Origin of the sequence: Streptomyces sp. Z26 (genome assembly GCF_003665095.1) — a bacterium.
GTDB lineage: Bacteria > Actinomycetota > Actinomycetes > Streptomycetales > Streptomycetaceae > Streptomyces > Streptomyces phytohabitans.
In genome coordinates, this window is sequence record NZ_RCHV01000002.1 from 2,496,936 (window position 1) to 2,523,422 (window position 26,487).

23 protein-coding genes, 1 tRNA gene and 1 pseudogene are annotated in these 26,487 nt (G+C 71.6%); 17 read left to right on the forward strand and 8 right to left on the reverse strand.

What is annotated here, in order from left to right; translation table 11 throughout:
* The first annotated feature begins 448 nt into the window (after positions 1-448).
* Positions 449-709 (forward strand): hypothetical protein, encoded by a 261-nt coding sequence (locus D7M15_RS28980; protein WP_240649234.1) that lies wholly within the window; start codon positions 449-451, stop codon positions 707-709.
* A gap of 99 nt (positions 710-808) precedes the next feature.
* The gene (locus D7M15_RS11030; protein ID WP_121517349.1) at positions 809-1,363 is read left to right on the forward strand and encodes an MscL family protein; all 555 of its coding nucleotides are present in this window, start codon (positions 809-811) and stop codon (positions 1,361-1,363) included.
* A 22-nt stretch (positions 1,364-1,385) separates the two neighbouring features.
* Here the strand turns inward: D7M15_RS11030 and D7M15_RS11035 are convergent, their stop codons facing one another.
* Positions 1,386-1,574, reverse strand: coding sequence for a hypothetical protein (locus D7M15_RS11035; RefSeq protein WP_121517350.1), 189 nt, complete (start codon positions 1,572-1,574; stop codon positions 1,386-1,388).
* Between the two features lie 29 nt (positions 1,575-1,603).
* Between D7M15_RS11035 and D7M15_RS11040 the strand changes: the two genes are divergently transcribed.
* Positions 1,604-2,626, forward strand: a complete 1,023-nt coding sequence (locus D7M15_RS11040) for a P1 family peptidase (RefSeq protein WP_121517351.1) — start codon at positions 1,604-1,606, stop codon at positions 2,624-2,626.
* Positions 2,627-2,637: 11 nt separating this feature from the next.
* Here the strand turns inward: D7M15_RS11040 and D7M15_RS11045 are convergent, their stop codons facing one another.
* The 5 genes from D7M15_RS11045 to D7M15_RS11065 all read right to left on the reverse strand — a co-directional run bounded on the left by D7M15_RS11045 (position 2,638) and on the right by D7M15_RS11065 (position 9,406).
* A complete protein-coding gene (locus D7M15_RS11045) occupies positions 2,638-4,770 on the reverse strand; it encodes a fructose-specific PTS transporter subunit EIIC (RefSeq protein WP_121517352.1) in 2,133 nt (710 codons plus the stop codon).
* Positions 4,767-5,726: a 1-phosphofructokinase gene (gene pfkB / locus D7M15_RS11050; RefSeq protein WP_121517353.1), complete on the reverse strand. Its 960-nt coding sequence runs from the start codon at positions 5,724-5,726 to the stop codon at positions 4,767-4,769. Before pfkB ends, D7M15_RS11045 begins: the two co-directional genes overlap by 4 nt.
* 5 nt (positions 5,727-5,731) lie before the next feature.
* Positions 5,732-6,493, reverse strand: a complete 762-nt coding sequence (locus tag D7M15_RS11055; protein WP_121517354.1) for a DeoR/GlpR family DNA-binding transcription regulator — start codon at positions 6,491-6,493, stop codon at positions 5,732-5,734.
* A gap of 225 nt (positions 6,494-6,718) precedes the next feature.
* Complete coding sequence (locus tag D7M15_RS11060) at positions 6,719-7,738, reverse strand: sigma-70 family RNA polymerase sigma factor (RefSeq protein ID WP_121517355.1); 1,020 nt, start codon at positions 7,736-7,738, stop codon at positions 6,719-6,721.
* Between the two features lie 444 nt (positions 7,739-8,182).
* Entirely contained in the window at positions 8,183-9,406 is a 1,224-nt protein-coding gene (locus D7M15_RS11065; protein WP_121517356.1) for a winged helix DNA-binding domain-containing protein, read from the reverse strand.
* 207 nt (positions 9,407-9,613) lie between these two features.
* Between D7M15_RS11065 and D7M15_RS11070 the strand changes: the two genes are divergently transcribed.
* From D7M15_RS11070 to D7M15_RS11085, 4 genes are all read left to right on the forward strand, one after another.
* Positions 9,614-10,279, forward strand: coding sequence for a TetR/AcrR family transcriptional regulator (locus D7M15_RS11070; RefSeq protein ID WP_121517357.1), 666 nt, complete (start codon positions 9,614-9,616; stop codon positions 10,277-10,279).
* 202 nt (positions 10,280-10,481) lie between these two features.
* A complete protein-coding gene (locus D7M15_RS11075; RefSeq protein ID WP_121517358.1) occupies positions 10,482-12,002 on the forward strand; it encodes an MFS transporter in 1,521 nt (506 codons plus the stop codon).
* A 322-nt stretch (positions 12,003-12,324) separates the two neighbouring features.
* A complete protein-coding gene (gene wrbA, locus D7M15_RS11080) occupies positions 12,325-12,951 on the forward strand; it encodes an NAD(P)H:quinone oxidoreductase (RefSeq protein ID WP_121517359.1) in 627 nt (208 codons plus the stop codon).
* Positions 12,952-13,143: 192 nt separating this feature from the next.
* On the forward strand, positions 13,144-14,559 hold the full coding sequence (locus tag D7M15_RS11085) for an FAD-dependent oxidoreductase (protein ID WP_121517360.1): 1,416 nt from the start codon (positions 13,144-13,146) through the stop codon (positions 14,557-14,559).
* Between the two features lie 40 nt (positions 14,560-14,599).
* On the opposite strand, the gene D7M15_RS11090 is transcribed toward D7M15_RS11085, so the two are convergent.
* A complete protein-coding gene (locus D7M15_RS11090) occupies positions 14,600-15,283 on the reverse strand; it encodes a class I SAM-dependent methyltransferase (RefSeq protein WP_121517361.1) in 684 nt (227 codons plus the stop codon).
* A gap of 124 nt (positions 15,284-15,407) precedes the next feature.
* On the opposite strand from D7M15_RS11090, the gene D7M15_RS11095 reads away from it, so the two are divergent.
* A complete protein-coding gene (locus D7M15_RS11095; RefSeq protein WP_121517362.1) occupies positions 15,408-15,815 on the forward strand; it encodes a S4 domain-containing protein in 408 nt (135 codons plus the stop codon).
* A gap of 36 nt (positions 15,816-15,851) precedes the next feature.
* On the opposite strand, the gene D7M15_RS11100 is transcribed toward D7M15_RS11095, so the two are convergent.
* Positions 15,852-16,532: a VanZ family protein gene (locus D7M15_RS11100; RefSeq protein WP_240649236.1), complete on the reverse strand. Its 681-nt coding sequence runs from the start codon at positions 16,530-16,532 to the stop codon at positions 15,852-15,854.
* 235 nt (positions 16,533-16,767) lie between these two features.
* Between D7M15_RS11100 and D7M15_RS11105 the strand changes: the two genes are divergently transcribed.
* The 9 genes and pseudogenes from D7M15_RS11105 (at position 16,768) to D7M15_RS11145 (ending at position 26,385) form a co-directional block, all read left to right on the forward strand.
* Positions 16,768-18,561 carry a glycoside hydrolase family 3 protein gene (locus D7M15_RS11105; RefSeq protein ID WP_121517363.1) on the forward strand — a complete coding sequence of 598 codons (1,794 nt, stop codon included), beginning with the start codon at positions 16,768-16,770 and terminating at the stop codon, positions 18,559-18,561.
* A gap of 124 nt (positions 18,562-18,685) precedes the next feature.
* Positions 18,686-18,892 (forward strand): hypothetical protein, encoded by a 207-nt coding sequence (locus tag D7M15_RS11110; RefSeq protein ID WP_240649238.1) that lies wholly within the window; start codon positions 18,686-18,688, stop codon positions 18,890-18,892.
* A 364-nt stretch (positions 18,893-19,256) separates the two neighbouring features.
* Entirely contained in the window at positions 19,257-20,291 is a 1,035-nt protein-coding gene (locus tag D7M15_RS11115) for a Gfo/Idh/MocA family oxidoreductase (protein WP_121517365.1), read from the forward strand.
* The gene (gene rfbH, locus D7M15_RS11120) at positions 20,284-21,585 is read left to right on the forward strand and encodes a lipopolysaccharide biosynthesis protein RfbH (RefSeq protein WP_121517366.1); all 1,302 of its coding nucleotides are present in this window, start codon (positions 20,284-20,286) and stop codon (positions 21,583-21,585) included. Before D7M15_RS11115 ends, rfbH begins: the two co-directional genes overlap by 8 nt.
* A gap of 222 nt (positions 21,586-21,807) precedes the next feature.
* A tRNA-Arg gene (locus D7M15_RS11125) sits at positions 21,808-21,880 on the forward strand.
* Between the two features lie 118 nt (positions 21,881-21,998).
* Positions 21,999-22,220, forward strand: a pseudogene (locus tag D7M15_RS11130) (cold shock domain-containing protein); the annotation flags it as partial.
* Positions 22,221-22,786: 566 nt separating this feature from the next.
* Positions 22,787-22,972 (forward strand): type A2 lantipeptide, encoded by a 186-nt coding sequence (locus D7M15_RS11135; RefSeq protein ID WP_206337349.1) that lies wholly within the window; start codon positions 22,787-22,789, stop codon positions 22,970-22,972.
* A gap of 210 nt (positions 22,973-23,182) precedes the next feature.
* On the forward strand, positions 23,183-23,989 hold the full coding sequence (locus D7M15_RS11140; protein WP_121517368.1) for an HlyD family efflux transporter periplasmic adaptor subunit: 807 nt from the start codon (positions 23,183-23,185) through the stop codon (positions 23,987-23,989).
* Positions 23,990-24,204: 215 nt separating this feature from the next.
* Entirely contained in the window at positions 24,205-26,385 is a 2,181-nt protein-coding gene (locus tag D7M15_RS11145) for an NHLP family bacteriocin export ABC transporter peptidase/permease/ATPase subunit (protein WP_276314485.1), read from the forward strand.
* Positions 26,386-26,487 lie beyond the last annotated feature (102 nt).

Here is a 26,487-nt window from a genome sequence, read left to right on the forward strand (position 1 = left end):
CCGCGGCCTCTCCCGACTCGCCCGTCGTCGCGGCACCGGCTCGGGCCCGCGACGTGCCTCCGGCCCGGAGAGGACCCGCCCATCCGTTGACGTACGTCCGGCGCCCGGTGGCGGTCCGTTGGCGGGACGCGTACCGGACTTCGAACCGATCCGCGCGGGCTGCGGGCGCGGCGACGGTCGGCACCGTCTGCGGCGGGCCGTGCGGCGACGACGGGGCACGCTGGCCGCCGGGCTCGCGGTGGCGGCCACGGCCCTCGCGGCCACCGCGACACAGGGGCGTGACGCCCCTACGACATCCGCTGCGGGGCCGGCTGCCGAACCGGAAGCGCACGCACGGCCGGAAGCCGTTCCGGCACGCGGGGCTTCCGAGTCGCCCCACGGGGAGAAACGCGCCAGCGGGCCGAGCGGCGGCCGTACCGGCCCGTCCACAACATCGGGCCACGAGACGGTGTCGGCGCCCATCCGCGTCGCGGACGCGGACACCGTACGGCTGCTGCGCCGCGGCGACCGCGTGGATGTCATCGCGATCCCGACGGACGCGGGCCCGGCACGGGTGGTGACGCGCGCCGCACGCGTGGAACAGGTCCCCGAAGCGGGTGAATCCTCGGCCGAGGAGGGGGCGCTCGTCGTACTCGCGGTCGCCCGTCCGACCGCCGACAAGCTGGCGGGTGCCACCGTGAACTCCCTGCTGGCGGTGACTCTGTGCTGATCCGAGGAGTTGGAGATTGGACATTCCTGTCAAAGATCGTGCACGGTATTCGGCGTTCCGTTTCCCGTGGGTTGCAGTGGTACGAGAAGAGGCATTCCGTTGAGCGACGAAAAGCCGGGGCTCCTGACAGGCTTCAGGGACTTCCTGATGCGGGGCAACGTGGTCGAACTGGCCGTTGCCGTCGTGGTCGGCACCGCTTTCAGCAAGATCGTCGACTCTGTCGTGAAGGGGTTCATCAACCCCCTCGTCGGCGCGATCGGCACGAAGAACCTGGACGCCTACCGTTCCTGCCTACGCGGTCCCTGCGAAGTCGACCCGACCACGGGGGAGACGGTCAGCGGCGTCCCGATCAGCTGGGGGACGGTGCTGAGCGCGTCCCTGACCTTCCTGATCACGGCGGGCGTCGTCTACTTCCTGATGATTCTGCCCATGACCAGGTTCAAGGAGCGGCAGGCGGCACGGAACCCGGTGGTCGAGACCGAGACCGGGCCCACCGAGGTTCAGCTGCTGACGGAGATCCGCGACGCGCTGGTCGCGCAGCGGATCGGCTCGCACGACGCGGCGGCGGCCCTGGGCGCGCAGCGGGCGGGCAGTCCCGGGGGGACCGACAGCGATGGTGCAGCACCCGGGGGCGGGATCTCCACACAGAAGTAGCGGGTCCGCCGGGAGCGACGGGTCAGAGGTGGTGCGGCGGCTTCTCGTCCAGGAACCGCGCGAGGTCCGACGCGCCACCGCCGCCGTCGGCGGGCCGCTCGCCCCAGCCGTCGTCGTCGGACCTGCCCCAGAGCCGTCCGGTGTCCGACGACTCCTCCCCCAGCGGGTCGTCGAAGACCAGGTGCTCGGACGGCTCGGGTCGGGTGCTCATGCCATCAGGGTACGGGCACCATTGCCCCCATGGACTCGCTGACGGATGTACGGGGTCTGCTGGTCGGGCAGGCCCAACGGGCAGGCGACGGCTGGCTGACGGGGACGACGGTGGTGCTCGCGCCCGAGGGCGGCGCGGTGGCCGCGGTGGACGTGCGCGGCGGTGGCCCGAGTACGCGGGAGACGGACGCGCTGGACCCGCGCAATCTGGTGCAGCGCGTCGAAGCCGTGGTGCTGACCGGCGGCAGCGCCTTCGGGCTGGACGCGGTCTCCGGCGTCGTCTCCTGGTTGGAGGAGCGGGGGCGCGGTTTCCGTATCGACGACGATCCAACCCATGTCGTACCTGTGGTGCCGGCGGCCTGCCTCTTCGACCTGGGCCGCGGCGGCGACTGGCACGCCCGGCCGGACGCGGGGCTGGGCCGCGAGGCGGCCGCGAACGCCTCCTCGACGGTGCTGCAGGGCAACGTCGGTGCCGGAACGGGCGCGGTGGCGGGCGGCCTCAAGGGCGGCGTGGGTTCCGCGAGCACCGTCCTGCCGTCCGGGGTGACGGTGGCAGCGCTGGCAGCCGTGAACGCGGTGGGGTCGGTACTGGCCCCGGGCAGCGGCGTCCTGTACGGCGACCTCTGGGACGCGGGCCGTCCCCCGTATCCGTCCCCGGAGCAGCACGCCGAAGCACAGCGGAGGCTCGACGCGGCCCGCGAGGAGTCGGCCCGTCGCCTGAACGCGACCGTACGGCCATCGCTCAACACCACGCTTGCCGTCGTGGCGACGGACGCCGAACTGACCCGCGCCCAGGCGCAGAAGCTCGCGGGGACGGCACACGACGGCCTGGCACGGGCCGTCCGTCCGACCCACCTCCTCAACGACGGCGACAGCGTCTTCACCCTCGCGACCTGCCAGCAACCGGTGGACGGCGCCGCCCTGAACGAACTGCTGGGCGCGGGGGCGGACGTACTGACGCGGTCAGTCGTACGGGCGGTCCTCGCGGCGGAGAGCGTCGACGGGCCAGGCGGGGTGTTCCCGTCGTACCGCGAGCTGTACGGCAGCCCCTGAACGCCGGACCGTCAGGCTGCGACGGCGACCTTGCTGTCCTCGCCGAGCGTCTCGTCCGGCGCTCCCGGGACCTGCGACGCACTCGTACGGGCTTCCTTGAGCACGATGACGAGACCGGTCGTGACTGCCGTACCGACGGCAACGGCCAGGAGGTAGAGCACCGGCTGGCCGATCAGCGGCACGACGAAAACGCCGCCGTGCGGAGCCCGGAGGGTGCTGCCGAAGGCCATGGACAGGGCACCGGTGACGGCACCGCCCGCCATCGCGGAGGGGATGACCCGCAGCGGGTCGGCGGCGGCGAAGGGGATGGCGCCCTCGGTGATGAAGGACGCGCCGAGCACCCAGGCGGCCTTCCCGTTCTCCTGCTCCGTCTTGGTGAACAGCCTGCGGCGTACGGTCGTTGCCAGTGCCATGCCGAGCGGCGGCACCATACCGGCGGCCATCACCGCGGCCATCACCTTGAGGCTGCCCTGGCTGGGGTCGGCGGAGGCGATACCACCGGTGGCGAAGGCGTAGGCGACCTTGTTCACCGGGCCGCCGAGGTCGAAGCACATCATGAGGCCGAGGAGCCCTCCGAGCAGGACGGCGTTGGTGCCGGACAGGCCACCCAGCCAGTCGGTCATGGCGTCCTGTGCGGAGGCGATCGGCTTGCCGATCACGACGAACATCAGGGCGCCGACGACCGCTGCCGAGATCAGCGGGATCACGACGACCGGCATGACACCGCGCAGCGGTGCCGGGATGCGCACCCGCTGGATGGCCATCACCACGGCGCCCGCGAGCAGTCCGGCGGCGAGACCGCCGAGGAAGCCCGCCTCGATGCTGGTCGCGATGGAGCCTCCGACGAATCCGGGCACGAGGCCGGGGCGGTCGGCCATCCCGTACGCGATGTATCCGGCCAGGACGGGGATCAGGAAGCTGAAGGCGACGTTGCCGATCTGGAAGAAGAGCGCTGCCCAGCTGTCGATCTCGGTCCACACGAAGTGGTCGGCCACGGATGGGGCTTCGTTGATCTCGTAGCCGCCGATTGCGAAGGCCAAGGCGATAAGCAGGCCACCGGCGGCCACGAAGGGCACCATATAGCTGACACCGGTCATCAACCATTTGCGCAACCGGGTCCCGTAGCCGTCACCGGACTCCGCCCCGGAGTCGACGGGGGCCGGGGCGGAGCCGCCGGTGATCTCACCTCGCTCGGCCTTTTCGCGGACTTCGGCGACGAGTTCACCGGGCCTGCTGATGGCGGCCTTGACTCCGACGTCGACGGTCGGCTTGCCCGCGAACCGCTCTTTCTCCCGCACCTCGACGTCGTGGGCGAAGATCACGCCGTCCGCGGCGGAGATGGTGGCTGGGCTCAGCCGCTCGAATCCGGCGGAGCCCTGGGTTTCCACGACGATCGCCGCTTCTGCCTCAGCTGCGGCGCGTTCCAGGGATTCGGCGGCCATGTAGGTGTGCGCGATGCCGGTAGGGCAGGAGGTGACGGCGACGATACGGAACGGCTCGGTGGTACCGCCGCTGAGCCGGCCGGCGTCAGCGCCGTCCCGCTGACCGGGCTGGCGGGTCTGTCCGGACTCGTGGCGCGGTGCTGCCGTTTCGGACGCCTCGTCGTCGCCTCGGTGGCCGTCGGGGGTGGGTTCAGTCGGTTCCGCGGGTTCGTCGGGTCCGCTGTCGGCGGCGTTCTCGCTGTCGTCGAGTGTGGCGAGCGGCGCGTCGCCGCGGATCAGACGGGCTGCCGCGGCTGGTTCGGACGCGTCACGGAGCGCCTGGGTGAACTCCGGGTCCATCAGGCGGCGGGCGAGGCTGGACAGGATGGTGAGGTGCTCGCTGTCGGCACCGTCGGGGGCGGCGATCAGGAAGATCAGGTCGGCCGGACCGTCCGGAGCCCCGTAGTCGACGGGGGTTGCGGCACGGCCGAACGCCAGCGTGGGTTCGGTGACGTGGGAGCTGCGGCAGTGCGGTATGCCTATGCCGCCGTCCAAGCCGGTCGGCATCTGCTCTTCGCGCGCGACGACATCGGCGAGGAATCCGTCCAGGTCCGTCACCCGGCCCGCCGTCACCAGCAGTTCCGCAAGCGCGCGGGTGGCTTCTTCCTTGGTGGACGCGGACAGGCCGAGAGCGACCAGGTCCGCGGTGATCAGCTGGTTCATCGGACGACTCCGTGGGACAGGGGGTGATCGAGAGGGACCTCGGTGGTGACGTTGACGGCCGCGCGATCCAGGTCGCCGGGCGTGGGCATCGCGCTGCCGGGAAGCTGGACGGCGGCCGCACCGTGTGCGACGGCTGCGGCGAGCGCTTCGGGACCTCGGCCACCTGCGGCAAGGAATCCCGCAAGGGAGGCGTCGCCGGCTCCCACGTCGCTGCGGACGGTACGGACGGGTGCGCTGCCGAAGTACGTACCGGTGTCGTCGACGAGGAGTTGGCCGACCGCGCCGAGGCTGGCGAGTACGGCGCGCGCGCCGTGGTGCCGTACGTCCTCAGCGGCCTTGAGCGCGTCACCGACCGTGGTGAGGGGGCGGCCGACTGCCTCGGCGAGTTCGTCGCCGTTGGGTTTGACGACGTCCGGGCCCTCTCGGAGGGCGGCGTTCAGGGCGGGCCCGGAGGTGTCCAGGGCGATACGGGCTCCGGCACGGTGCGATCGGGACACGAGCTCCGCGTACCACTCGGGGGTAAGTCCTCGGGGAAGGCTGCCGCAGCAGGCGATCCACTCGGCGTCAGCGCTGGCAGTCCGCGTTCGGACGGTTTCCAGCAGGGCTTCGGCCTCGTGTTCAGTGACCTCGGGGCCAGGAGCGTTGATCTTCGTGAGGGCGCCGTCGGGTTCGGCGAGAGCGACGTTGACGCGGGTGGAGCCTCGTACGGGGACTCCGGCGACCTCGATGCCGAGCGCGTCGAGAAGCCGCGTGAGCAGTGCGCCCTCCGGGCCGCCCAGCGGCAGTACGGCGATGGTCGGGTGCCCGGCGGCGGCGACGGCGCGTGAGACGTTGACGCCCTTGCCTCCGGGGTCCACCCGGTCAGTGGCGGCCCGGAGTACCGCCTGCCGAGTGAGCGCGGGTATCTCGTACGTGCGGTCGAGGCTCGGGTTGGGGGTGACGGTGAGGATCGTCATGGCACTCAAACCCGCTTCACCTGTGTGCCTTGGCGCTCGATGGCCGCGGCGTCGTGGACGTCCAGTCCGGTGTCGGTGATCAGCAGATCCACGTCGGTGAGGGAACCGAACCGTGCGAGGTGCTCCTGCTGGAACTTGGCGGAGTCGGCCAGTAGCACCACCCGGCGCGCTGCAGCCATGAGCGCACGTTTCACGGCTGCCTCCGCGAGGTCGGGCGTGGTGAGTCCGCTCGTCGCGGCGAACCCGTTGGTGGCGAGGAACGCGGTGTCCGCGTTGATCTCGCCGTAGGCGCGCAACGCCCAGGCGTCGACGGCGGCGCGGGTGCGATGCCTGACCCGACCGCCGACGATGTGCAGATCGATACCGGGGTGGTCGGCAAGGCGCGCGGCCAGGGACAGGGCGTGGGTGAGGACCGTCAGGGTCGAGCTGACGGGGAACACCGCGGCGAGCCGCCCGGTCGTGGACCCGGCGTCCAGTAGCACGCTGCCGCTCCGTGGCAGCTCGGCTACGGCGGCCTTGGCTATGCGGTCCTTCTCGTCCGGCGCGGTCGCCTCACGTTCGGTGAGGTCAGGCTCGAAATCCAGCCTCCCAGCCGGGATGGCTCCGCCGTGCACCCGCCGCAGGAGTCCGGCTCGGTCGAGCGTCTTGAGGTCGCGTCGTACCGTTTCGGCCGTCACCTCGAACTCGGCGGCGAGCGACAGCACCTCCACCCGACCGCTCTCGTGGGCGAGGCGCAGGATCTCCTGCTGTCGCTCAGCTGCATACATGTGGATTCGTGTCCGTCCGGCGCCTGCTTGTGTGGCCTGAGCGGAAGAGTACGACTGGGCAACTCCGAAGTAAACACGTTCGGGCACGGCGATCAGCAGGCAGGCATGGGACAGACACGTTCGGATCCACCGCACTGAGCACGTCGCCGCCGTGACCGCGCCCGGACAGCAGCGAGCCCCGATCACCGGGGGGCGGTGATCGGGGCTCGGCCCGTCCGGCGACCGTCAGGCCGCCGCGTCGAAGCCCGTGTCCCGGGCCAGCTTCTTCAGCTCCAGCAGTGCGTGCTTCTCTATCTGGCGGATCCGCTCCCGCGTCAGCCCGTGCTGCTTCCCGACCTCGGTGAGCGTCCGCTCGCGGCCGTCGACCATGCCGTAGCGCGCCTTGATGATCGAGGCCGTACGGGGGTCGAGGCGTCCGATCAGATCGTCCAGTTCCTCGCGACGCAGAAGCGTCAGCACGGATTGCTCCGGAGAAGCAGCCGAGGTGTCCTCCAGCAGGTCACCGAACTGTGTCTCCCCCTCGTCGTCCACGGACATGTTGAGGCTCACCGGGTCGCGCGCCCAGTCCAGCACGTCGCCCACCCGCTCCGGGGTGGAGCCCAACTCCTGCGCGATCTCGGTGTGTTCCGGCTCGCGCCCGTGCTCGCGGTTGAACTCCCGCTGCACGCGCCTGATCCGGCCCAGCTCCTCCACCAGGTGGACCGGCAGCCGGATGGTGCGCGACTGGTCGGCGATGGACCTGGTGATGGCCTGTCGGATCCACCAGGTCGCGTACGTGGAGAACTTGAAGCCCTTCTGGTAGTCGAACTTCTCGACCGCGCGCACCAGACCGGCGTTGCCCTCCTGGATCAGGTCCAGCAGCGGCAGTCCGCTGCGCGGATACCGGCGGGCGACGGCGACGACCAGGCGGAGGTTGGACCGGATGAAGACGTCCTTGGCTCGCTCGCCCTGGACGACGAGCGCCTCCAGCTCCTCGCGGCCCGCCGTCGCGCTGGGCGCGTCGTCGGACGGGCTGGTCTCGGCCCCGTCGAGAATCCGCCTCGCGTACACCCCCGCCTCGATGTCGAGCGACAGCTCGACCTCCTTCGCGGCGTCGAGCAGCGGAGTGCGGGCGATCTCGTCGAGATACATGCCGACCAGGTCACGGTCCGCGACTTCTCCGCCGCCGGTGGCGCGAACACTGCTGGCCGTGTCAGTGGCACCGGTGGCGGCTTCCTGACGACGGGCGACGGCACGGGTTGCCATGCGTGCTCCCTTGCGTGTCTACAACTGGTCGGTGTCTCGGATCGGACCTCTCAAGTGCCCCCATCCGATGGATTCAACGACGGGAATCAGGACAGAATTCCCAGAAGACGCATCGTTTTTCGGATCATGCAGTATCCTGCGCCCCCACCTGGACAGATGACCGTGACGGAGAGTGGGGCTCGACCGGCGGAGACGGAGCGCTCCACGCGCACCCGCGCGAGGCACTGAACGGCCACGGTCACGGCTCAGGCGGACCGACCGCCCACGTCCGGCGCCGATCTGCCACCCCCCGGAGAGTGCCGCCGTTGGCCGCTCTCCGACCGTGAAGACGAACGAAGACCCGGCCTGGTTGCGCGAAGGCCGCGAATCGGTCCCCGCCACGCACCGGCATGATCCCGTCACCCCCGGACGTCGATGTCCGGCTTGTACGGTTAAACGCTCGGGCTAGCGCGTCAGTTCCCTCGCCAGCGGCGTGGGGAAGGACGGCACGAAGCGCCCCTCTCCGAGCCACGTCCGCAGCCGCGCCGCCTCCGCGTCGACCGCGGCCGCAGCTTCCCGCCCCCGGTCCGCGAGCTGCCGCCAGACGATCTCCTCGTCCGCACGGCAGGCCCAGCCGCCGATGATCTCCCCGTTCCACCACACCGTCGGCCCGCCGTTGCCGTTGGTGTCGAAGAGCAGCGGACGGTGTACGGGGTCCAGGTACCAGTCGCGGTGCTTCCAGCCCATGGTCGTCGGATCGAGCCCCGGCAGCAGCGCCGCGTACGGCTCCGTCGCGTCCTCGCGTGGCCTCCGCGCACGCGGTGCGTCGGGCGTTCCGGGGACGCGGGCCTCCGGCACGTAACCACCCGCCCCGTAGTCACCGGGAAGCACCCAGCCGCTCCCCTCGTCCAGTTCGACGGCCACGGCCCCGACGGCTGCCAGCCCTTCCCGTACGTGCGCGACGGTCCACCCCGTCCACCACTTCACGTCGTCCGTCGTCCCCGGCCCGTACGAAGCGAGCCAGCGGCGTACCAGTTCGGCCCGTGCCTCCGCCGGTGCCAGCGCGGGCAGTTCGGGTGCGGCGTAGTAGCGGAACCGTCCCGAGGTCCAGCCTCCCTGCGGTCGCCCGCGTCGCACTCTGCCGTCCATCGCGAGCAGCCGCAGCACCCAGCCGCCGACCCGCTGTTTCGCCTCGTACGGCTTGCCGCGCGCGAGTGTCACCGTCTCCCGCAGCACGGGCACCTCGGCGGCGATCTCCTCGGCTCCGCTCTCCCCCAGGCGTACGAGCGCGTCGAGCGCCGCCTGTTCGGGGGCCGCCAGCCAGTCGGCGTCCCACTGCGGGTTCTCCGCGGTGAGGCGCTTCAGCAGGGAAGCGCGTTCCCGGGCGGCGACGGTCTGCGCCGTGGAGAAGTGGAACACCGGCGCGAGTGCGGTGGGGACGGCGAAGAGGGTGCGCCGCATGCAGTGCATCCGCAGCACCGTGCGGTCCTCGTACAGCGCCCTGTCGACGTCGGCCATGGTGGGTTGGGTGAGGCGCGCATAAGCGGAGAGGGTCACGGTCGACGCGTCCGTCGCGTGCAGTCCGACGAGTGCTTCCGCGACTTCCTCCGTTCCGCGCGCGCGGAAACCGGGCGCGAGCAGGTGGCGGTGGGCGAGGCGGGAGCGGCGGACGGTCGCGGTGAAGCGCATCCGTTCACCCTAGGCAGCGCGTGTGACGCAGCACACAAGTGGGCGCGAAATATCCGGGGAGGGTCTCCCCGTTTGCACAGACGTCGGCACAACTGGGGACTGACTCCCCGGATTTCACCGGCCCTTCCGAACGACCGGAGCCACCGGCCGTGCGACCGGAACCAGCGAAGCGACCGGGATCGCCGGTACGAGAGGAGCGTGGCAGTCATGACGGCAGCGGCAGTCGACGGCACCACGGGTACGCGGTTGCGCGCGGACGCGCTGCGGAACCGCGAGCGGATCGTCGACGCCGCGCGCGAGGCGTTCGTCCAGTACGGTCCGGACGTCCCGCTGGACGAGATCGCGCGGGACGCGGGAGTGGGCAACGCCACGCTGTACCGCCACTTCCCCGACCGCGACTCCCTCATCCGCCATGTGGTGCTGTCCGTGATGGATCGCGTCGCGTCGCGGGCTGAGGCGGCGTACGCGGAGGTGCCGGGCGCGTTCGACGCGTTGCGGCGCTTCGTCTTCGACGCCGCGGAGGAACGGGTCGGCGCGCTCTGTCCGATGCTGACACCTCATCTCGACGGGAACGCGCCGGAGTTCGCCGCCGCCAGGAAACGCCTGGAGGACGCCACCCAGGCGTTGATGGACCGGGGGCGCCGCTCCGGCGAGCTGCGGCCCGACGTTGATTCCGGTGACCTGATGGTGGCGTTGAGCCAGTTGGCGCGCCCGCTGCCGGGCACCGGGTGTGCGGAGATCGAACGCTTCGTCCACCGTCACCTCCAGATCTTCCTCGACGGGCTGCGCGCACCGGCCAGGTCCCGACTGCCGGGCAGCGGCGCCACGTTCGAGGATCTGAGGAGCGGCGGCGTGCCCGTGCAGCGCTCGTAGAGCATCCGGGCGGACAGGGCGGACCGATGAGTCGCGCCCGTCCGGACGGTCAGTAACAGCAGTCATCCCGCGGCGCCAGTGCTGTCGCCGCCCGTCACCCTCACCACGAGCCACCACCGTCATCGAGCCGTGCCCGAACGCGGCCCACACGCGCCCGTTTTTCACCCTTGAGCACTTTTAGCACCGCGAGGTAGCCACTCCCATGTCAAAAACCGTCACAGAGCCCAACCCCCAGCGCTGGAAAGCGCTGACGTTCATCGCGATAGCCCAGCTGATGGTCGTCCTCGACGCGACCATCGTGAACATCGCGCTCCCCTCCGCGCAGGCCGACCTGGAGATCTCCAACGGGAACCGGCAGTGGGTCATCACCGCGTACGCCCTGGCTTTCGGTGGCCTGCTGCTGTTCGGCGGCAGGATCGCGGACCTGTGGGGCCGTAAGAACACCTTCGTGACCGGTCTGCTCGGTTTCGCCGGGGCGTCCGCGCTCGGCGGGGCGGCGACCGAGCCGTGGATGATGTTCGGCGCGCGCGCTCTCCAGGGCGTCTTCGGCGCGCTGCTCGCGCCCGCCGCGCTGTCGATCCTGGCGGTGATGTTCACCGAGTCGAAGGAGCGGGCGAAGGCGTTCGGCATCTACGGCGCCATCGCGGGCGGCGGCGGCGCCGTCGGCCTGATCCTGGGCGGGGTGCTCACCGAGTACCTGAACTGGCGCTGGACGTTCTTCGTCAACATCCCGTTCGCGATCGTCGCCGCTGTCGGCGCGTTCGCCGTGATCCACGAGTCCGAGGGTGCGCGCAACCGCTCCCCGCTCGACATCCCCGGCGTGCTGCTGTCCACGACGGGCCTGGTCTCCCTGGTCTACGGCTTCACGCGCGCCGAGGCGGAGGGCTGGTCGGACGGTGGGACCATCGGCATGTTCGTCGCCTCCGCCGTGCTGCTCGCGGCGTTCGTCCTCGTCGAGTCGAAGGTGCGCGCCCCGCTGCTGCCGCTGCGCGTGCTGCTCGACCGGAACCGCGGCGGGATCTACCTGTCGATGGGGCTGGCCGTGATCGGGATGTTCGGCCTCTTCCTGTTCCTGACGTACTACCTGCAGGTCGTGAAGGGTTACTCGCCGGTGAAGTCCGGGCTGGCGTTCCTGCCGATGGTCACCGGCATGATCGTGGGTTCGACGCAGATCGGCGCCCGCCTGATGACGCGGGTCCCGGCCCGGCTGCTGATGGGTCCGGGTTTCCTGGCCGCGGCCGTCGCCATGCTGATGCTGACGCAGCTGGAGCTGGACAGCTCGTACCCGGCACTGATCCTGCCGGCGCAGCTGCTGCTGGGTCTGGGCATGGGCACCGCGTTCATGCCCGCGATGTCGCTGGCCACCGCCGGGATCGACCCGAGGGACGCCGGTGTCGCCTCCGCGATGGTCAACACCTCGCAGCAGGTGGGCGGCGCGATCGGTACGGCGCTGCTGAACACCATCGCCGCCAGCGCCACCACGACGTACCTGGACGACCACATGGCCCAGGCCGGGGCGTCGGAGCAGGGTGCGCGGCTCGTACAGCTCCAGGGCATGGTCGAGGGCTACACCTCGGCGATCTGGTGGGCGGTCGGCATCCTGGCCACCGCGTCGCTGGTCGCGTTCACGTTCATCACCGCCGGCGGCGGGAAGACGGGACCGGCCGTGGCGAGCGGCGGGAAGGACGCCGAGGTTGAGCCGGTGCTGGTGGCGATGCACTGACCGTACGGTGTCGCGTCGCGGCGGAGGGCGCGCTGCTCACATGCGCCCTCCGCCGAGGGGTCGTCCCGCGAGGGGCGGGCCCCTCGCGCGTGCCGGTTGTCGCCCCTCCCGCGTGTCGCCGTACGTGCGGGGTGGGGCGCGTACGAGGGTTCCCCGAGGGCACTCGTTGCGGCGGTCGCAGGGACGTCGGCACGGGAACGGCGGACCCACGACTTAAATGTTGAAGCTTGTACTACTGGGCTCGCTGCCCCACCATGGAAGTGCCCTGAAAGACACCACTGTCGCCACTGTCCGCACGCGACGGAACGGAGAGCCACCGCACATGAGCACAGCCACCGCCACACCCGTCAAGATCGCCGTCATCTACTACTCCGCCACCGGCACCATCGCCACCCTCGCGAAGGAGATCGCCGACGTCGCGGAGCGCGCGGGCGCGGAAGTACGCCTCCGTCGCGTCACCGAGCTGGCGCCGCAGGCCGCGATCGACTCGAACCCCGCGTGGGCCGAGAACGCGCGTGCCACCGCCGACATCCCGGAGGCCGCGCCCGACGACATGGACTGGGCGGACGCCGTGGTGTTCGGCACCCCCACCCGGTACGGGAACGTGTCCTCGCAGCTGAAGCAGTTCCTCGACCAGCTCGGCGGCCTGTGGCAGGAGGGAAAGCTCGCGGACAAGGTCTACAGCGGCTTCACCTCGTCGGCCACCCTGCACGGCGGCCAAGAGTCGACGCTCCTCGCGCTCTACAACACCGTCCACCACTTCGGCGGCCTCGTGGTGGCCCCCGGTTACACGGACGCGTCGAAGTTCGCCGACGGCAACCCGTACGGCACCTCCCACGTGGACGCGCAGGGCGGCAACCCGGTGGACGACACCGCCCGCACCGCGGCACGCGTGCAGGCGGAACGCGTCGTACGGATCACGTCGGCGCTGAAGGCCGGCGGCGTCTGACGGACCCAGCCCGTACGGGCGCACCTGTGCGTGATCCGCGTCCGCGCGCGCGGACGCGGATCACGCACAGGTGGAGCGGATCGCACAGCAGGGTGTGCCCGCGCGCGGAGGGCGGGCACATAGCGTGAGCCGTACGCGCACGCGTACGTACGGACAGTCCGGCGAAAGGGACACACGGTGGCGGCAGAGCGCATGGTGATCATCGGCGGTGACGCGGCGGGCATGTCCGCGGCCTCACAGGCCCGGCGGCTGCGGAGCGAGGACGAACTGGAGATCGTCGCCTTCGAGCGCGGCACCTTCACCTCGTACTCGGCCTGCGGCATCCCGTACTGGGTCGGCGGCGAGGTCGACAGCCGCGACGAACTGATCGCCCGTACGCCCGAGGAGCACCGCAAGCGCGGAATCGACCTCCGTCTGCACACCGAGGTCACCGAGATCGACGTGGACGGCCGGAGGGTACGCACCCGGACCGTCGACGGCGCGGAGGGGCCGTCCGGGCCGGACGGCTGGACGCACTTCGACAAGCTCGTCGTGGCGACCGGTGCCCGGCCCGTACGACCGCCGTTCCCCGGTGTCGACGCGGACGGCGTACACGGCGTGCAGTCCCTCACCGACGGGCAGTCCGTACTGGACGACCTGGCGGCACTGGAGCGTACGGACGACGGCGGGCGTCGCACGCTCCGCACGGTGGTCGTCGGCGCCGGGTACATCGGCGTGGAGATGTCGGAGGCCCTGATCCGCCGCGGCCACCGGGTGACCGTGCTGGAGCAGGCGGAGCAGCCCATGTCGATGCTCGACCCCGACATGGGCGCCCTCGTGCGTGAGGGGATGTCCGGACTGGGCATCGAGGTCGTGACGGGCGCGGCCGTACGGGAGATCCTCACGGGTGCGGACGGGCGCGCCCGTGCGGTCGTCACCGACGACGGGGAGTACGCGGCGGACGTCGTCGTACTGGGCATCGGCGTACGGCCGGAGACCTCGCTCGCGCGCGCGGCCGGGCTGCCCGTCGGCGAGTCCGGCGGCCTCCTCACCGACCTGGGGATGCGCGTCCTGGGACAGCGGGACATCTGGGCGGGCGGCGACTGCGTCGAGGTCTTCGACCGCGTCGCACGCCGCACCCGGCACCTGCCCCTGGGCACGCACGCGAACAAGCACGGCCAGGTCATCGGCACGAACGCGGGCGGCGGCTACGCCACGTTCCCCGGCGTCGTCGGAACGGCCGTCAGCAAGGTGTGCGACCTGGAGATCGGGCGTACGGGACTGCTGGAGCGGCAGGCCGCGGAGGCCGGTCTGCGGTACGTCACGGTGACCGTCGAGTCGACCAGCCGCGCCGGGTACTACCCGGGCGCGCAGGCGATGCACGTGAAGATGCTCGCGGAGGAGCGCACGGGGCGGCTGCTCGGCACGCAGATCGTCGGCCGCGAGGGCGCCGGGAAGCGGGTGGACATCGCGGCGGTCGCGCTCACGGCGGGCATGACCGTCGAGGAGATGACCGGGTTGGACCTCGGCTACGCGCCGCCGTTCTCCCCCGTGTGGGACCCGGTGCTGGTGGCGGCGCGCAAGGCGGTGTCCGAGGTGCGCGCGCGGTCGGGAGGCGGTTCCGCCTGACGCGCACCCCGCACACGGGCGTACGGGCGTGCCCGTACGCTCAGGGGTCCGCGGGAGCGGGGGCCAAGGGCTCCCCGGTGCGGGTCGCGTGGAACAGCGTGTGCCCGCCGTCGCCCTCCGGCACGAACTCCTCGTGCGTGACGGCGAGTCCGGCGTCCGCGAGCCAGCGCCGGTACGTGCCCGCGTCCGCGTGGCTCCACCACATCGTGGCGCCGGTGCCCAGCCAGTCGTCGTCCGTGCCGGTCCAGGCGGTGTGCCCCGTCGTCGCGAGGAACCGTCCGCCCGGCCGCAGCCAGGACGCGGCACGGCGCAGCAACGCGGGCTGCCGCTCCAACGGCATGTGGATCAGCGCGTACAGGCAGACGACGGCGTCGAAGGACTCCTCGGGCAGACGCAGTCCGGTGGCGTCACCCTGGTGGAAGACGGCGCCCGGTACGAGGGCACGGGCCCGGCGGATCTGCGTCGCGCTCAGGTCCACACCCGTGACCGCGTGCCCCGCCGTGCTCAGCGCCCGCGCCACCGGCACCCCGCAACCACATCCGAGGTCCAGTACGGCCGCACTCGCGGGCAGTTCGCGCAGGAGCGCGTCGATCCACCGGGCGTACTGGCCGAGTTCGGCGTCGTCCGTGCGGTACGTGTGGGAGACGGCGTCGTAGCCGCGCCGTACGACGTCCGTGGGGTCCGTGGGGCCCGCGGCTGCGGTGGGCGGTTCGAGTGGGGTCACGGGCGCCGACGCTACGCGTGGGCCGCGCGCGCGGGCGAGCGATTTCCCTCCGCTCCCCCTCCGTACCCTTCCGCCCGTCCCTTCCGCTCCCCTCGTTCCGCGCGGGGGCGCCTAGACTCGGCGCATGGCTTCCGACGAGGCGACGACGAGCGTGCGGGTCGACAGCTGGATCTGGTCGGTCCGGCTCACCAAGACCCGTTCCGTGGCGGCCGCCGCCTGCCGCGCGGGGCACGTACGGGTCAACGGTGAACGGGTGAAGCCCGCGCAGGCGGTGCGCCCCGGGGACGAGGTACGGCTCCGGCACGCGGGGCGGGAACGGATCGTCGTCGTCACACGGCTCGTACGGAAACGCGTGGGCGCCGCCGTCGCCGCCGACTGCCTCGTCGACAAGAGCCCGCCGCCGCCCCCGCCGGAGGCCGCCGCCGCGGTCCCGCGCCGGGACCGGGGCGCGGGGCGGCCCACGAAGCGGGACCGGCGGGAGCTGGAACGGCTCCGGGACGCGGGACCGGCGCCGGGCGCCCACGACGGCTGAACCGCCGCGGGCGCCCGCCCTCCGCACGCCCGTGCTTCAGGCGTCCGCCGGCGCGCCCGGATCGGGCCGCCGGGTCCAGCGGTGCCACCAGTGGTGGCGACGCGGGTGCATCGCACGCCCCAGCCGCCTGCCGAGCAGCAGGTAGCCGAGCAGCGCGCCGCTGGAGTTGAGGATGACGTCGTCGATGTCGAAGGCGCGGCCCGTCACGAGGGTGCCCTGCACGAGTTCGACGACGAGCATGACGAACGCGGTCGCCACGGTCACCCGCAGCAGTCCGCGGGTGGGTTGTGCCAGGACCGGCAGGAGGATGCCGAAGGGGATGCCCAACAGGACGTTCCCGCCGAGCTGTTTGACGGTGTCACGCAGCTCGGGCTGATCGAGGTAGGAGCGGATCGAGTCGCCTGGTTTGAGGTTGGTGTGCGTCAACGACTCGGACGCGACGGACGGTTGGAGCGTCACCGTCGACAGTTCGGCGGCGAAGACGACGCCCAGCGCGATCGCGGCGAGCATCATCAGGACCCGCGCGAACAGCGGCAGCCGCTGCGCGGTCAGTACGGCGGACGGGTCGTTCTCCGCGTCCGCGCGCGCGGACGCGTCCCCGCTCCGCGTTCCGTCCGCTGCGCCGTCGGGCGGGGCGGACCGCCGGATCGGTTCCGGCAGTCGCCCGTCGTCGTACGCGGTGGATCTCCGTGCCTTGCGGCTCCGGAACGAGTGCACGTGTGGCCACCCCCGGGGGGTCGGTGTCGGACTCAGAGGCATCCGTTACCCAGCGGGCGGCGCCCCACACCCCGGGTCCAGAGGGCTAGACCACTGAATTCCGCCACCATGTCTGGCTGATCGCCCGAGGCGCTGCGACGATGTGGCGGCCCCGACCCGTCACACCGGGGTCGCCGGGCCGGCCGTCGACGACGGCGTGGGCCGGTGGGGCCACCGTCACGTGAGGAGCGTTCCGATGCAGCAGCCGAGTCGCAGACAGACCCTCGCCGGCGCCGCCGGTGTCGCCGCCGGTCTCGGCATCGGCGCCGCCGGAGCGGCCGGGGCCGATGGCGGTACGGGCGAGGCGGCCGTACGTCGGAAGGCAGCCGGTCTGCTGGGCGGGATGTCGCTGGAGGAGAAGGTCGGCCAGCTGTTCGTCGTCGAGGTGTACGGGCAGGCCGCGGACACCTCGCACGCGAAGAACCGCGAACTGTACGGCGTGGACACCCCCGCCGAGGTGCTCGCCAAGTACCGGCCGGGCGGCGTCATCTACTTCGACGCCCGGCGCGGACCCGACAACGTGCGCGACCCCCGCCAGATCGCGCGCCTGTCCAACGGGTTGCAGCGCGCCAGCCGCGTCCCCCTCATCATCTCCACCGACCAGGAGGGCGGCAGCGCCGTCTTCCGGCTGGCCGCCCCGGCGACCCTGCTGCCGGGCAACATGGCGCTGGCGGCGACCCGTTCGGCGGCAGACGTGCAGGAGGCGGCACGGATCATCGGCACGGAGCTGGCTGCCGTCGGCATCAACCAGAACTACGCGCCCGTCGCCGACGTGAACGTCAACCCGGCGAACCCCGTCATCGGCGTCCGTTCCTTCGGCTCCGACCCGGCGCTCTGCTCGGAGCTGGTCGCGGCGGGCGTACGCGGCTACCACCGGGGGCGGGTGGCCAGCGCCGCCAAGCACTTCCCCGGCCACGGCGACACAGACACCGACTCGCACCACGGGCTGCCGGAGATCCGGCACACGCGGGAGGAGTTGGAGCGGATCGACCTGCCGCCGTTCCGCGCGGCGATCCGGCGCGGCGTGGACACCATCATGAGCGCGCACATCGTCGTGCCCGCGCTGGACCCGACGGGCGTACCGGCGACGATGTCGCACCCGATCATCACCGGGCTGCTCCGCGAGGAGCTCGGTTTCAACGGGCTGATCGTGACGGACGCGTTGGACATGCAGGGCGCCTCGGGGGAGTTCCCACCGGACGTGGCGCCCGTACGGGCCCTGGAGGCGGGCTGCGACCAGCTGGTGCTGGCGCCGGAGACGGACACCGCGTTCCAGGCGGTGCTGGACGCCGTACGGTCCGGGCGGATCTCCCGGGAGCGGATCGACGCCTCGGTACGGCGGGTGCTGCTGCACAAGCTGCGCCGTGGGCTGTTCCCGTTCCCGTACGTGAGCGAGTCGCACGCCGTGCGGACGGTGGGCAGGCGGAGTCACACCGCCGTGGCGGAACGGATCACCGACCGCGGTGTGACCCTGCTGCGGAACGACGCGCTGCTGCCCCTCTCGACGGCCACCGCGCGCGCGGTGCTCGTCACGGGCTGGGACACGGCGACGACGGAGACGCTCGCCGCGCGTGTCTCCGCCCGCCGCGGGCAGACGGCGCGCGCGCTGCCGACGGGCGCGGTCCCGACGCGGGCGGCGATCGACGAGGCCGTCGCGGCGGCGGGCTCCGCGGACCTGGTGGTGGTCTCCTCGAACGCCGCCGCCGCGGGCAAGGAGGACGGTGCCGCGCAGGCGGCCCTGGTGAAGGAGCTCATGGCGACGGGGACACCCGTGGTGGCGCTGGCCGTGCGGAACCCGTACGACATACGCCGCTTCCCCGAAGTCCCCGCCTGCCTGACCGGTTACACGTACGGCGCCCCGACGTTGGAGTCCCTGGTGCGGGCGGTCTACGGCGAGCTGAACCCGCGCGGCACCCTGCCGGTGGCGGTGGCCTCGGCCGAGGACCCGGAACGGGAGCTGTACGCGTTCGGGCACGGCCTGCGCTACTGACGCGCCCCGCCCGCCCGGCGCCGGGCGGGCGGCCGCATGCGGCGTCCCGGTGCGCACCGCGCGGTGCGCACCGGCGCCGTACGGACCGGTGCTCCCGTGGCGGGGGCCGCGCCATACTGGCCGCATGGAACGGCGCACGGGCGCCATGGACGGGTCGGCCCCGGAACGGGCCCCGGCACCGCCCGCGGCACACCACCCGGAGGAGGGCGGCGAGTCCCCCTGCTGGCTCGACCGCGTGTGCCCCGAGTGCGGACGGTTCGCGGACGGCGCCACGCCGCCCGCCGTCTGCGCGCGCTGCGGCGCACCCTTCGCCCCTCACGCCCCAGGCTGAGCACCTTTAGGGAAATCCCTCCGGACAACCCGTTACCGGAAGTCGCGCGCTTGCCCCTACTCGGCCGCCTGTCGCACGATCCACCGTGCGGAGGATTCGGCCATCCCGGTGCCCGACGAGCCGCGCGCACTACGGCACCCCACGGTCCGCCCCACCGGCCGGAGATCCCTCCGGTCCGACCGGCGGGTGCCCAGTGAGCCAGCCGAGCACCGACCACGCCGATCACCGAGCTGATCACCGAGAGAGGCCCCGGATGACCCCAGGGAGAGGGAGGTTGTCGCATGCCGAACACCGAAGCCGCCCCGGCAGTCGCCGCGCGGCCGGTGGTACCGGTCCGTCCGGTGCGGCAGGGCGAGGCGCGTTGATGGCCACGGGTACCGGTACGGGTGACGCGTCGGCCTCCGCTCCGGAGCAGGCGCCCGTACGGCTCGGCGTGCTCGGCTGCGCCTCCATCGCGCGGCGGCGGATGCTGCCCGCCCTGGCCGCGCGGCCGGAGCTGGAGCTGACGGCCGTCGCGAGCCGCGACCTGTCGAAGGCCCGCGCGTTCACCGACGAGTTCGGCGGACAGGCCGTGGAGGGCTACGCGGAACTCCTCGCCCGGGACGACGTCGACGCCGTCTACGTACCGCTGCCGATCATGCTGCACGCGGAGTGGGTCGAACGCGCCCTCCGCGCCGGCAAGCACGTCCTCTGCGAGAAGCCGCTCACCCGCGGACTGGCCGACGCGGAACGGCTCGTGAAGCTCGCGGACGGGCTCGGGCTGACGCTCATGGAGAGCCTGATGTTCGTCCGGCACTCCCAGCACACGGTGGTCAGGGAGCTGCTGGACGGCGGTGCCATCGGTGAGCTGCGCAGCCTCACCGCGGAGTTCGCGTTCCCGCCGAAGCCCGCCGGTGACATGCGGTACGACGCGGTCAGCGGTGGCGCCCTCGCGGAGATCGGCGTGTACCCGTTCGCGACGGCCCTGCTGTACCTCGGCGCCGACCTGCGGGTGCTCGGCGCGACGGTGCGCCGGGACGAGGCGCTGGGGCTGGACATGTCGGGGGCCGCGCTGCTCGCCGCACCCGACGGCACGACCGCGCACCTGACCTGGGGCATGGAACACGCCTACCGGTCGGCGTACGAACTCTGGGGCAGCACCGGGCGGATCGTCGTGGAATGGGCGTACACCCCGCCGTCCACGCACCAACCGGTGATCCGCGTCGAGACGCAGGACCGTCAGGAGCGGCGTACGCTGCCGCCCGACGACCAGTTCGGCAACGTACTCGCGCACTTCGCGCGCGCGGTGCGCACGGGTGAGGACAACGGCTTGCAGGGCGAGGACATCCTCCGGCTGGCCGCACTGACGGAGAAGGCCGGCGCACACGCCGTGGCACTGCCTGGAGGCGACGGTGAGTGATTCACAGGAGTTCATCCTGGAGCTCGTCCGGAAGTACCACCGGGAGAAGGAACTCCAGCGGGAGTTCGTCCCCGGGAAGACCCTGGTGATGCCGTCCGGCGCCACCCTCGACGAGGACGACCGGGTCGCCATGGTCGAGGCCGCGCTGAACATGCGGATCGCCGTGGGCTCCAGCGCCATCGAGCTGGAACGGCAGTTGGGCCGCGCCCTGCACCGCCGCAAGGTGCACCTGACCAACTCCGGCTCGTCCGCGAACCTGTTGGCCCTCACGGCGCTCACCCAGCCCGAGATGGGCGACGCGCGGCTGAAGCCGGGCGACGAGGTGGTGACGGTCGCGGCGGGCTTCCCGACCACCGTGAACCCCATCATCCAGAACGGCATGACGCCGGTCTTCGTGGACGTGGAACTGGGCACGTACAACACCACGGTGGAGCGGATCGCGGACGCGATCGGCCCGCGCACCCGCGCGATCATGATCGCGCACGCGCTGGGCAACCCGTTCCCCGCCGCCGAGGTCGCCGCGCTCGCCAAGGAGCACGGGCTGTTCTTCGTCGAGGACAACTGCGACGCGGTCGGCTCCCTCTACAACGGGCGCATGTGCGGCACGTTCGGGGACTTCAGCACGGTCAGCTTCTACCCCGCGCACCATCTGACGATGGGTGAGGGCGGCTGCGTCACCACCGACCGGCCGCGGTTGGCCCGCCTGATCGAGTCGCTGCGCGACTGGGGCCGCGACTGCTGGTGCGAGCCGGGTGAGAACGACACGTGCGGCAAGCGGTACTGCCAGCAGTTCGGCGGGTTGCCGTACGGCTACGACCACAAGTACACGTTCTCGCGCGTCGGGTTCAACCTGAAGACGACGGACGTGCAGGCGGCGCTGGGCCTCTCGCAGCTCCAGCGGCTGCCGGAGTTCGACGCGGCGCGGCGGCGCAACTGGTGGCGGCTCAGGGAGGGCCTGGACGGCATCCCCGGGCTGATGATGCCGGTGCCGCAGCCGGGCAGCGACCCGAGCTGGTTCGGCTACATCCTCACCGTCGAGGAGAACGCCGGATTCGACCGGAACGAGATCGTCGAGTTCCTGGAGTCGCGGCGCATCGGCACCCGCATGCTGTTCGCGGGCAACCTGACGCGACAGCCCGCCTACCAGGGGCAGAACTACCGCGTGTCCGGGTCGCTGGAGAACAGCGACGCCATCATGGAGCGCACCTTCTGGATCGGGGTCTTCCCCGGGCTGACGGACGAGATGCTGGACTACATGATCGACTCCCTCTGGGAGTTCGTCCGCAGCCGCTGACGCACACCCTCCTGTACGGCCTTGAGCCCTCCCTCGGCGCGGCACCACGCGCTGCGGGAGGGCTCACGCGCGGTGTCGCGCTGCGGACTCACCTCCGCGCGCGGAGGCGTCGTCTCGCCGGAGAACTCTCCGCACAAGGAGCGCGACCGTCCCCGGTGCCGAGCGGGTGACGGGCACACCACCCGCTACACTTGCGGGCGGCGCCGCACGCCGGCGTACCCCGCCTCCGTAGCTCAGGGGATAGAGCACGGCTCTCCTAAAGCCGGTGTCGCAGGTTCGAATCCTGCCGGGGGCACTCCGCACGACACAGCCCCGGACGGTCGCCGTCCGGGGCTGTGTCGTGCGTGCGCGCCCGCCTTCCGTACGGCGAGAACCCGTACCGGTGCGGGCGGGAGCCCTCCTAGGGTCGGCGCATGGTGACGGCGACCGTACGTGAGTGGCACGTCGAGCAGGGGTGGGGAGTGCTCGACTGCCCCGAGACGCCCGGCGGTTGCTTCGGCCACTTCTCCGACATCCGGGCGACCGGGTTCCGCGCGCTCTCGCCGGGGCAGCTCGTGGACCTCACGTGGGAGGCCCCGGGCTCCGCGCAGGACGGGTACGACTTCCGCGCGGTGAGCATCGTGCCGCGGTCCGCGTGGCGCGGGACGTACGACGAGGCGTACGGGTCGGCGCCGGTCGTTCAACGGCGTGAGGAGACGCGGCTGTTGAGCGCGTGCGCGGCAAAGGTGGGGGCAGACAAACATCACCCCGGTACCCGCTTTCGGGGAGTCGAAGCATCGAATCCCGAGACCGCTTCAGCGCCACACCCTGCATCGAATCTTCACATGTGATTGCCTCGCTTCGCCCTCGTCATGGATACCCGGTGGTAACTATTGCCGGGCGTCCACCCCCGTGTCCGCTTTGCGAGGGCAAGACGGATAAAAGATACTCCGGGATTTCGACCGTTGTCTCAATGAGTAATCACGGTTGACGGAGGGTCGTTCGCACAATCATTACATCCGTGACGGCCCCGACTACGGGGTGCCACCGCCCCGCAGCGAACGGTTGGGCGGGCGCCGGGCGTGTGATCTGATCTGCGGACCGCGAAGTTGTTGAGGCCGCCTCTCCAGTTCGGTCACAAAAGCGTGCGTGGAATGCCCCGTCCCTTACGTGGACGGACGGGGCATGCTCATTCAGTGGTTTATGGATGGAAGGATCTGTCATGGACTTCACCCCTCAGGTTGAGACCCGTGAAATCGCCGACAGCGAGCTGGACAACGTCTCCGGCGGTCTCGCCGACGGCCTGAACCTCTCGCCGATCACCGACCTGGACCTGGGTGTCGAGGGCATCGGCTCCATCGCCGCCCCGGTCACCGGCACCGTCGGCGAGATCATCGCCGGTCTCTGACCACCCCGCGCACAGCGTGGGTCTGCGACCCGCCGCCGCTTCCCGGCCCTCAACCGTGGGCAGGGCGCTACGGCGGACGTTCGCAGCGCATGACCCGGCGGGCCCCGGAAATCCATCCGGGGTCCGCTTTCGCCACGGGAGGATTTTCGCCTCCCGTGGCGGAGTCCGGTCTGATCGGAACTGAAGCACCGCAAACGGGGGGCACCTACCGTGCAGCTGCGGCAAAGAGCGCTCTCCAAGCTCGAAGCGCCGGAAGAGCTGGAGATCCCCGTCCGCCTCGCCCGGCCGCAGGGCCTGCTGGTGCTGATCGTGACGGTGGTCTTCATCGCAGGTGCGGGCGTGTGGGCCACGGTCGGCACCATTTCCCCGAAATTGAACGCGCCCGGAATTCTCACGTACGCGCAGGGCAGTTACGTACTGCAGAGCCCGGTGGCCGGCCAGGTCGTCGCCGTCTACGCCGAAGAGGGCAAGCTCCTGCGCAAGAACGCCCCGGTGCTGAAGGTCCGAACGGAGACGGGTGAGCGGACCGTACGGGCGGTCGCGCCGGGCAAGGTGCTGTCGCTCGCCGCGAAGATCGGCTCCGTCGTCACCACGGGGCGGGACGTCGCCACCCTGGAGAGCGTGAAGGATCCCCGCGACCCGCTCGTCGCACTCGTCTACGCCCCCGCCGACAAGGCCGCGGACGTACCGGTCGGCGCCCGCGTCGACCTGACCGTGCAGTCCGTACCCACGCAGCGGTTCGGTGTGCTGCGCGGAAAGGTGAAGGCGGTCGACCGCGCCCCGCGCAGCCGCAAGCAGATCACCGGGTTCCTCGGTGACGAGGAGTTGGCGGAGCAGTTCTCCAAGGACGGGCCGCCGGTGACGGTGGTGGTACGGCTCGACACGTCGGACGCGGGCAAGTCCGGTTACCGCTGGTCGTCGCCGCCCGGCCCGCCGTTCGCCCTCGGTTCCATGACCCTGACCCGTGCGGCGCTACGGCTCCCGGACGAGCACCCCGTCGACTGGCTGCTGCCGTGAGCGCCCCGCCCGGCCCGGAGCAGCCGCCCGCGCAGGGGCAGGCACAGGCGCGGGGGCAGGCACAGGAGAAGGCGGAGACGCGGTCGCGGGCGGACGGACGTTCCCCCGCACCGGAGACGCCGCCCGCGCGCGCGGCGAACGGTCAGCGGGGAAGGCGCCGTTCGCGCGCGCTGTCCGCGGGCGCACGTCCGGGCGGCGGCGCCCCGGCCCGCCATGTGCCGGAGCCGGTCGCGAAGACGCGTCGGCAGAAGACCGTCCGCACGCCCACCGTCCTCCAGATGGAGGCGGTGGAGTGCGGAGCGGCCACGTTGGCCATGGTGCTCGCCCACCACAGGCGGTACGTGCCGCTGGAGGAGCTTCGGATCGCCTGCGGCGTGTCCCGCGACGGTTCCCGCGCCAGCAACATGCTGAAGGCCGCCCGCGGTTACGGCATGCAGGCCAAGGGCATGCAGATGGAACCCGCCGCCCTGGCGGAGGTCCCGGCACCGGCGATCCTGTTCTGGGAGTTCAAGCACTACGTCGTGTACGACGGGATGGGCCGCCGTTTCGGGCGGCAGGGCGTGCACATCAACGACCCCGCGGCGGGCCGCCGTTTCGTGCCGATGGAGGAGTTCGACACCAGCTTCACGGGTGTGGTGCTGACCATGCGGCCCGACGAGGGCTTCCGGCGCGGCGGGCAGAAGCCGGGCGTCCTCGGGATGATGCCGCAACGGCTGCACGCGATGACGGGCACCATGTTCGCCGCGCTGCTCTCCAGTCTGCTGCTCGTCCTGGTGGGGGCGGCGATGCCCGCGCTGAGCCGCACGTACATCGACTCGTTCGTCATCGGGAACCGTACGACCCTCCTCCCCACCCTCTTCGCGTGCATGGCCGCGGGGGTGGCGCTCACCGTCGTTCTGACCGCCCTCCAGCAGATGAACCTGCTGCGGGGACGTGTCATCTCGTCCACCCTCAGCAGCGCGCGTTTCCTGCGGCATCTGCTGCGGCTGCCCGTCGCGTTCTTCTCCCAACGCAGCCCCGCCGACCTCGTGCAGCGCCTCCAGTCCAACGACAGCGTGGCGGAGACCCTTTCGCGGGATCTCGCGACGGCGGGTGTCGACGCCGTGGTGGTGGTGCTGTACGCGGTGCTGCTGTGGACGTACGACCCGCAGCTGACCGGGGTGGGCATCGCGTTGGCGCTGCTGAACGTGGTGGCACTCCGGATCGTCGTCGGCCTGCGGGCGACCCGTACGCAGAAGTTGCGCGCCGACAACGCGCGCCTCACCAACACCTCGTACACCGGCCTCCAGCTCATCGAGACGATGAAGGCGACGGGGGCGGAGAACAGCTACTTCCGGCGCTGGGCCGGGCAGCACGCGGTCACCCTGGAGGAGCAGCAACGGCTGGGTGTGCCCAGCGCCGTGCTGGCGGTGGTGGCGCCGACGCTGGCGACGCTCAACAGCGCCTTCATCCTCCTCATCGGCGGGCTGCGGGCGGCGGAGGGCGCGGTCTCCGTCGGGCTGCTCGTCGCGTTCCAGGCGCTCGTCGTGCGTTTCACCGCGCCCATCACGCGGCTGAACTCCGTCGCGGGCCGCATCCAGGACTTCGCCGCCGACCTGGCGCGGCTGAAGGACGTCGAGACGTTCCCCGAGGACTCCCTCTACACGCGCGACGATCCGGGCGGCGGCACGCGACGGCTGCGGGGGCAGGTGAGTCTGGAGGACGTCGAGTTCGGTTACAGCCCGCTCGACAAGCCGTTGCTGACCGGTTTCTCCCTGACGGTCGGCCCGGGGCAGCAGGTGGCGCTGGTCGGGGCGTCCGGCAGCGGCAAGTCGACCGTGTCGCGGCTGCTGTCGGGGCTGTACGCGCCCTGGCAGGGCACGATCCGCGTCGACGGGCAGCGGCTGGAGGAGGTCTCGCGGGGCACGCTCGCGTCCTCGGTGTCCTTCGTCGACCAGGACATCTTCCTGTTCGAGGGCACCGTCCGCGACAACGTCGCCCTGTGGGACCCGTCGATCACCGACGACAGCGTCACGGCGGCCCTGCGCGACGCCGCCGTGTACGACGTCGTGGCCGCCCGCCCCGGCGGCATCCACAGCAGGGTGGACCAGGACGGCCGCAACTTCTCCGGCGGGCAGCGGCAGCGCCTGGAGATCGCGCGCGCACTGGTGCGGCGGCCCAGCGTCCTCGTCCTGGACGAGGTGACGAGCGCGCTGGACGCCGAGACCGAGCAGTTGGTCATCGACAACCTCCGCCGTCTCGGCTGCGCGCTCGTGGTGATCGCGCACCGGTTGAGCACCGTGCGGGACAGCGACGAGATCGTCGTCCTCGACCGCGGGGCGGTCGTGGAACGCGGACGGCACGAGCAACTGATCGCGGCGGCGGGGCCGTACGCCCGACTGGTCACGGAGCAGTAAGTGATCCCCACTCCCCCGTCCGGCGCGGCCGGGCACGAGAACGCGCACCCTGCGGGCGGGTACGCGGACGGTACGTACCCCGGCGGTACGTACCCGGCAGAC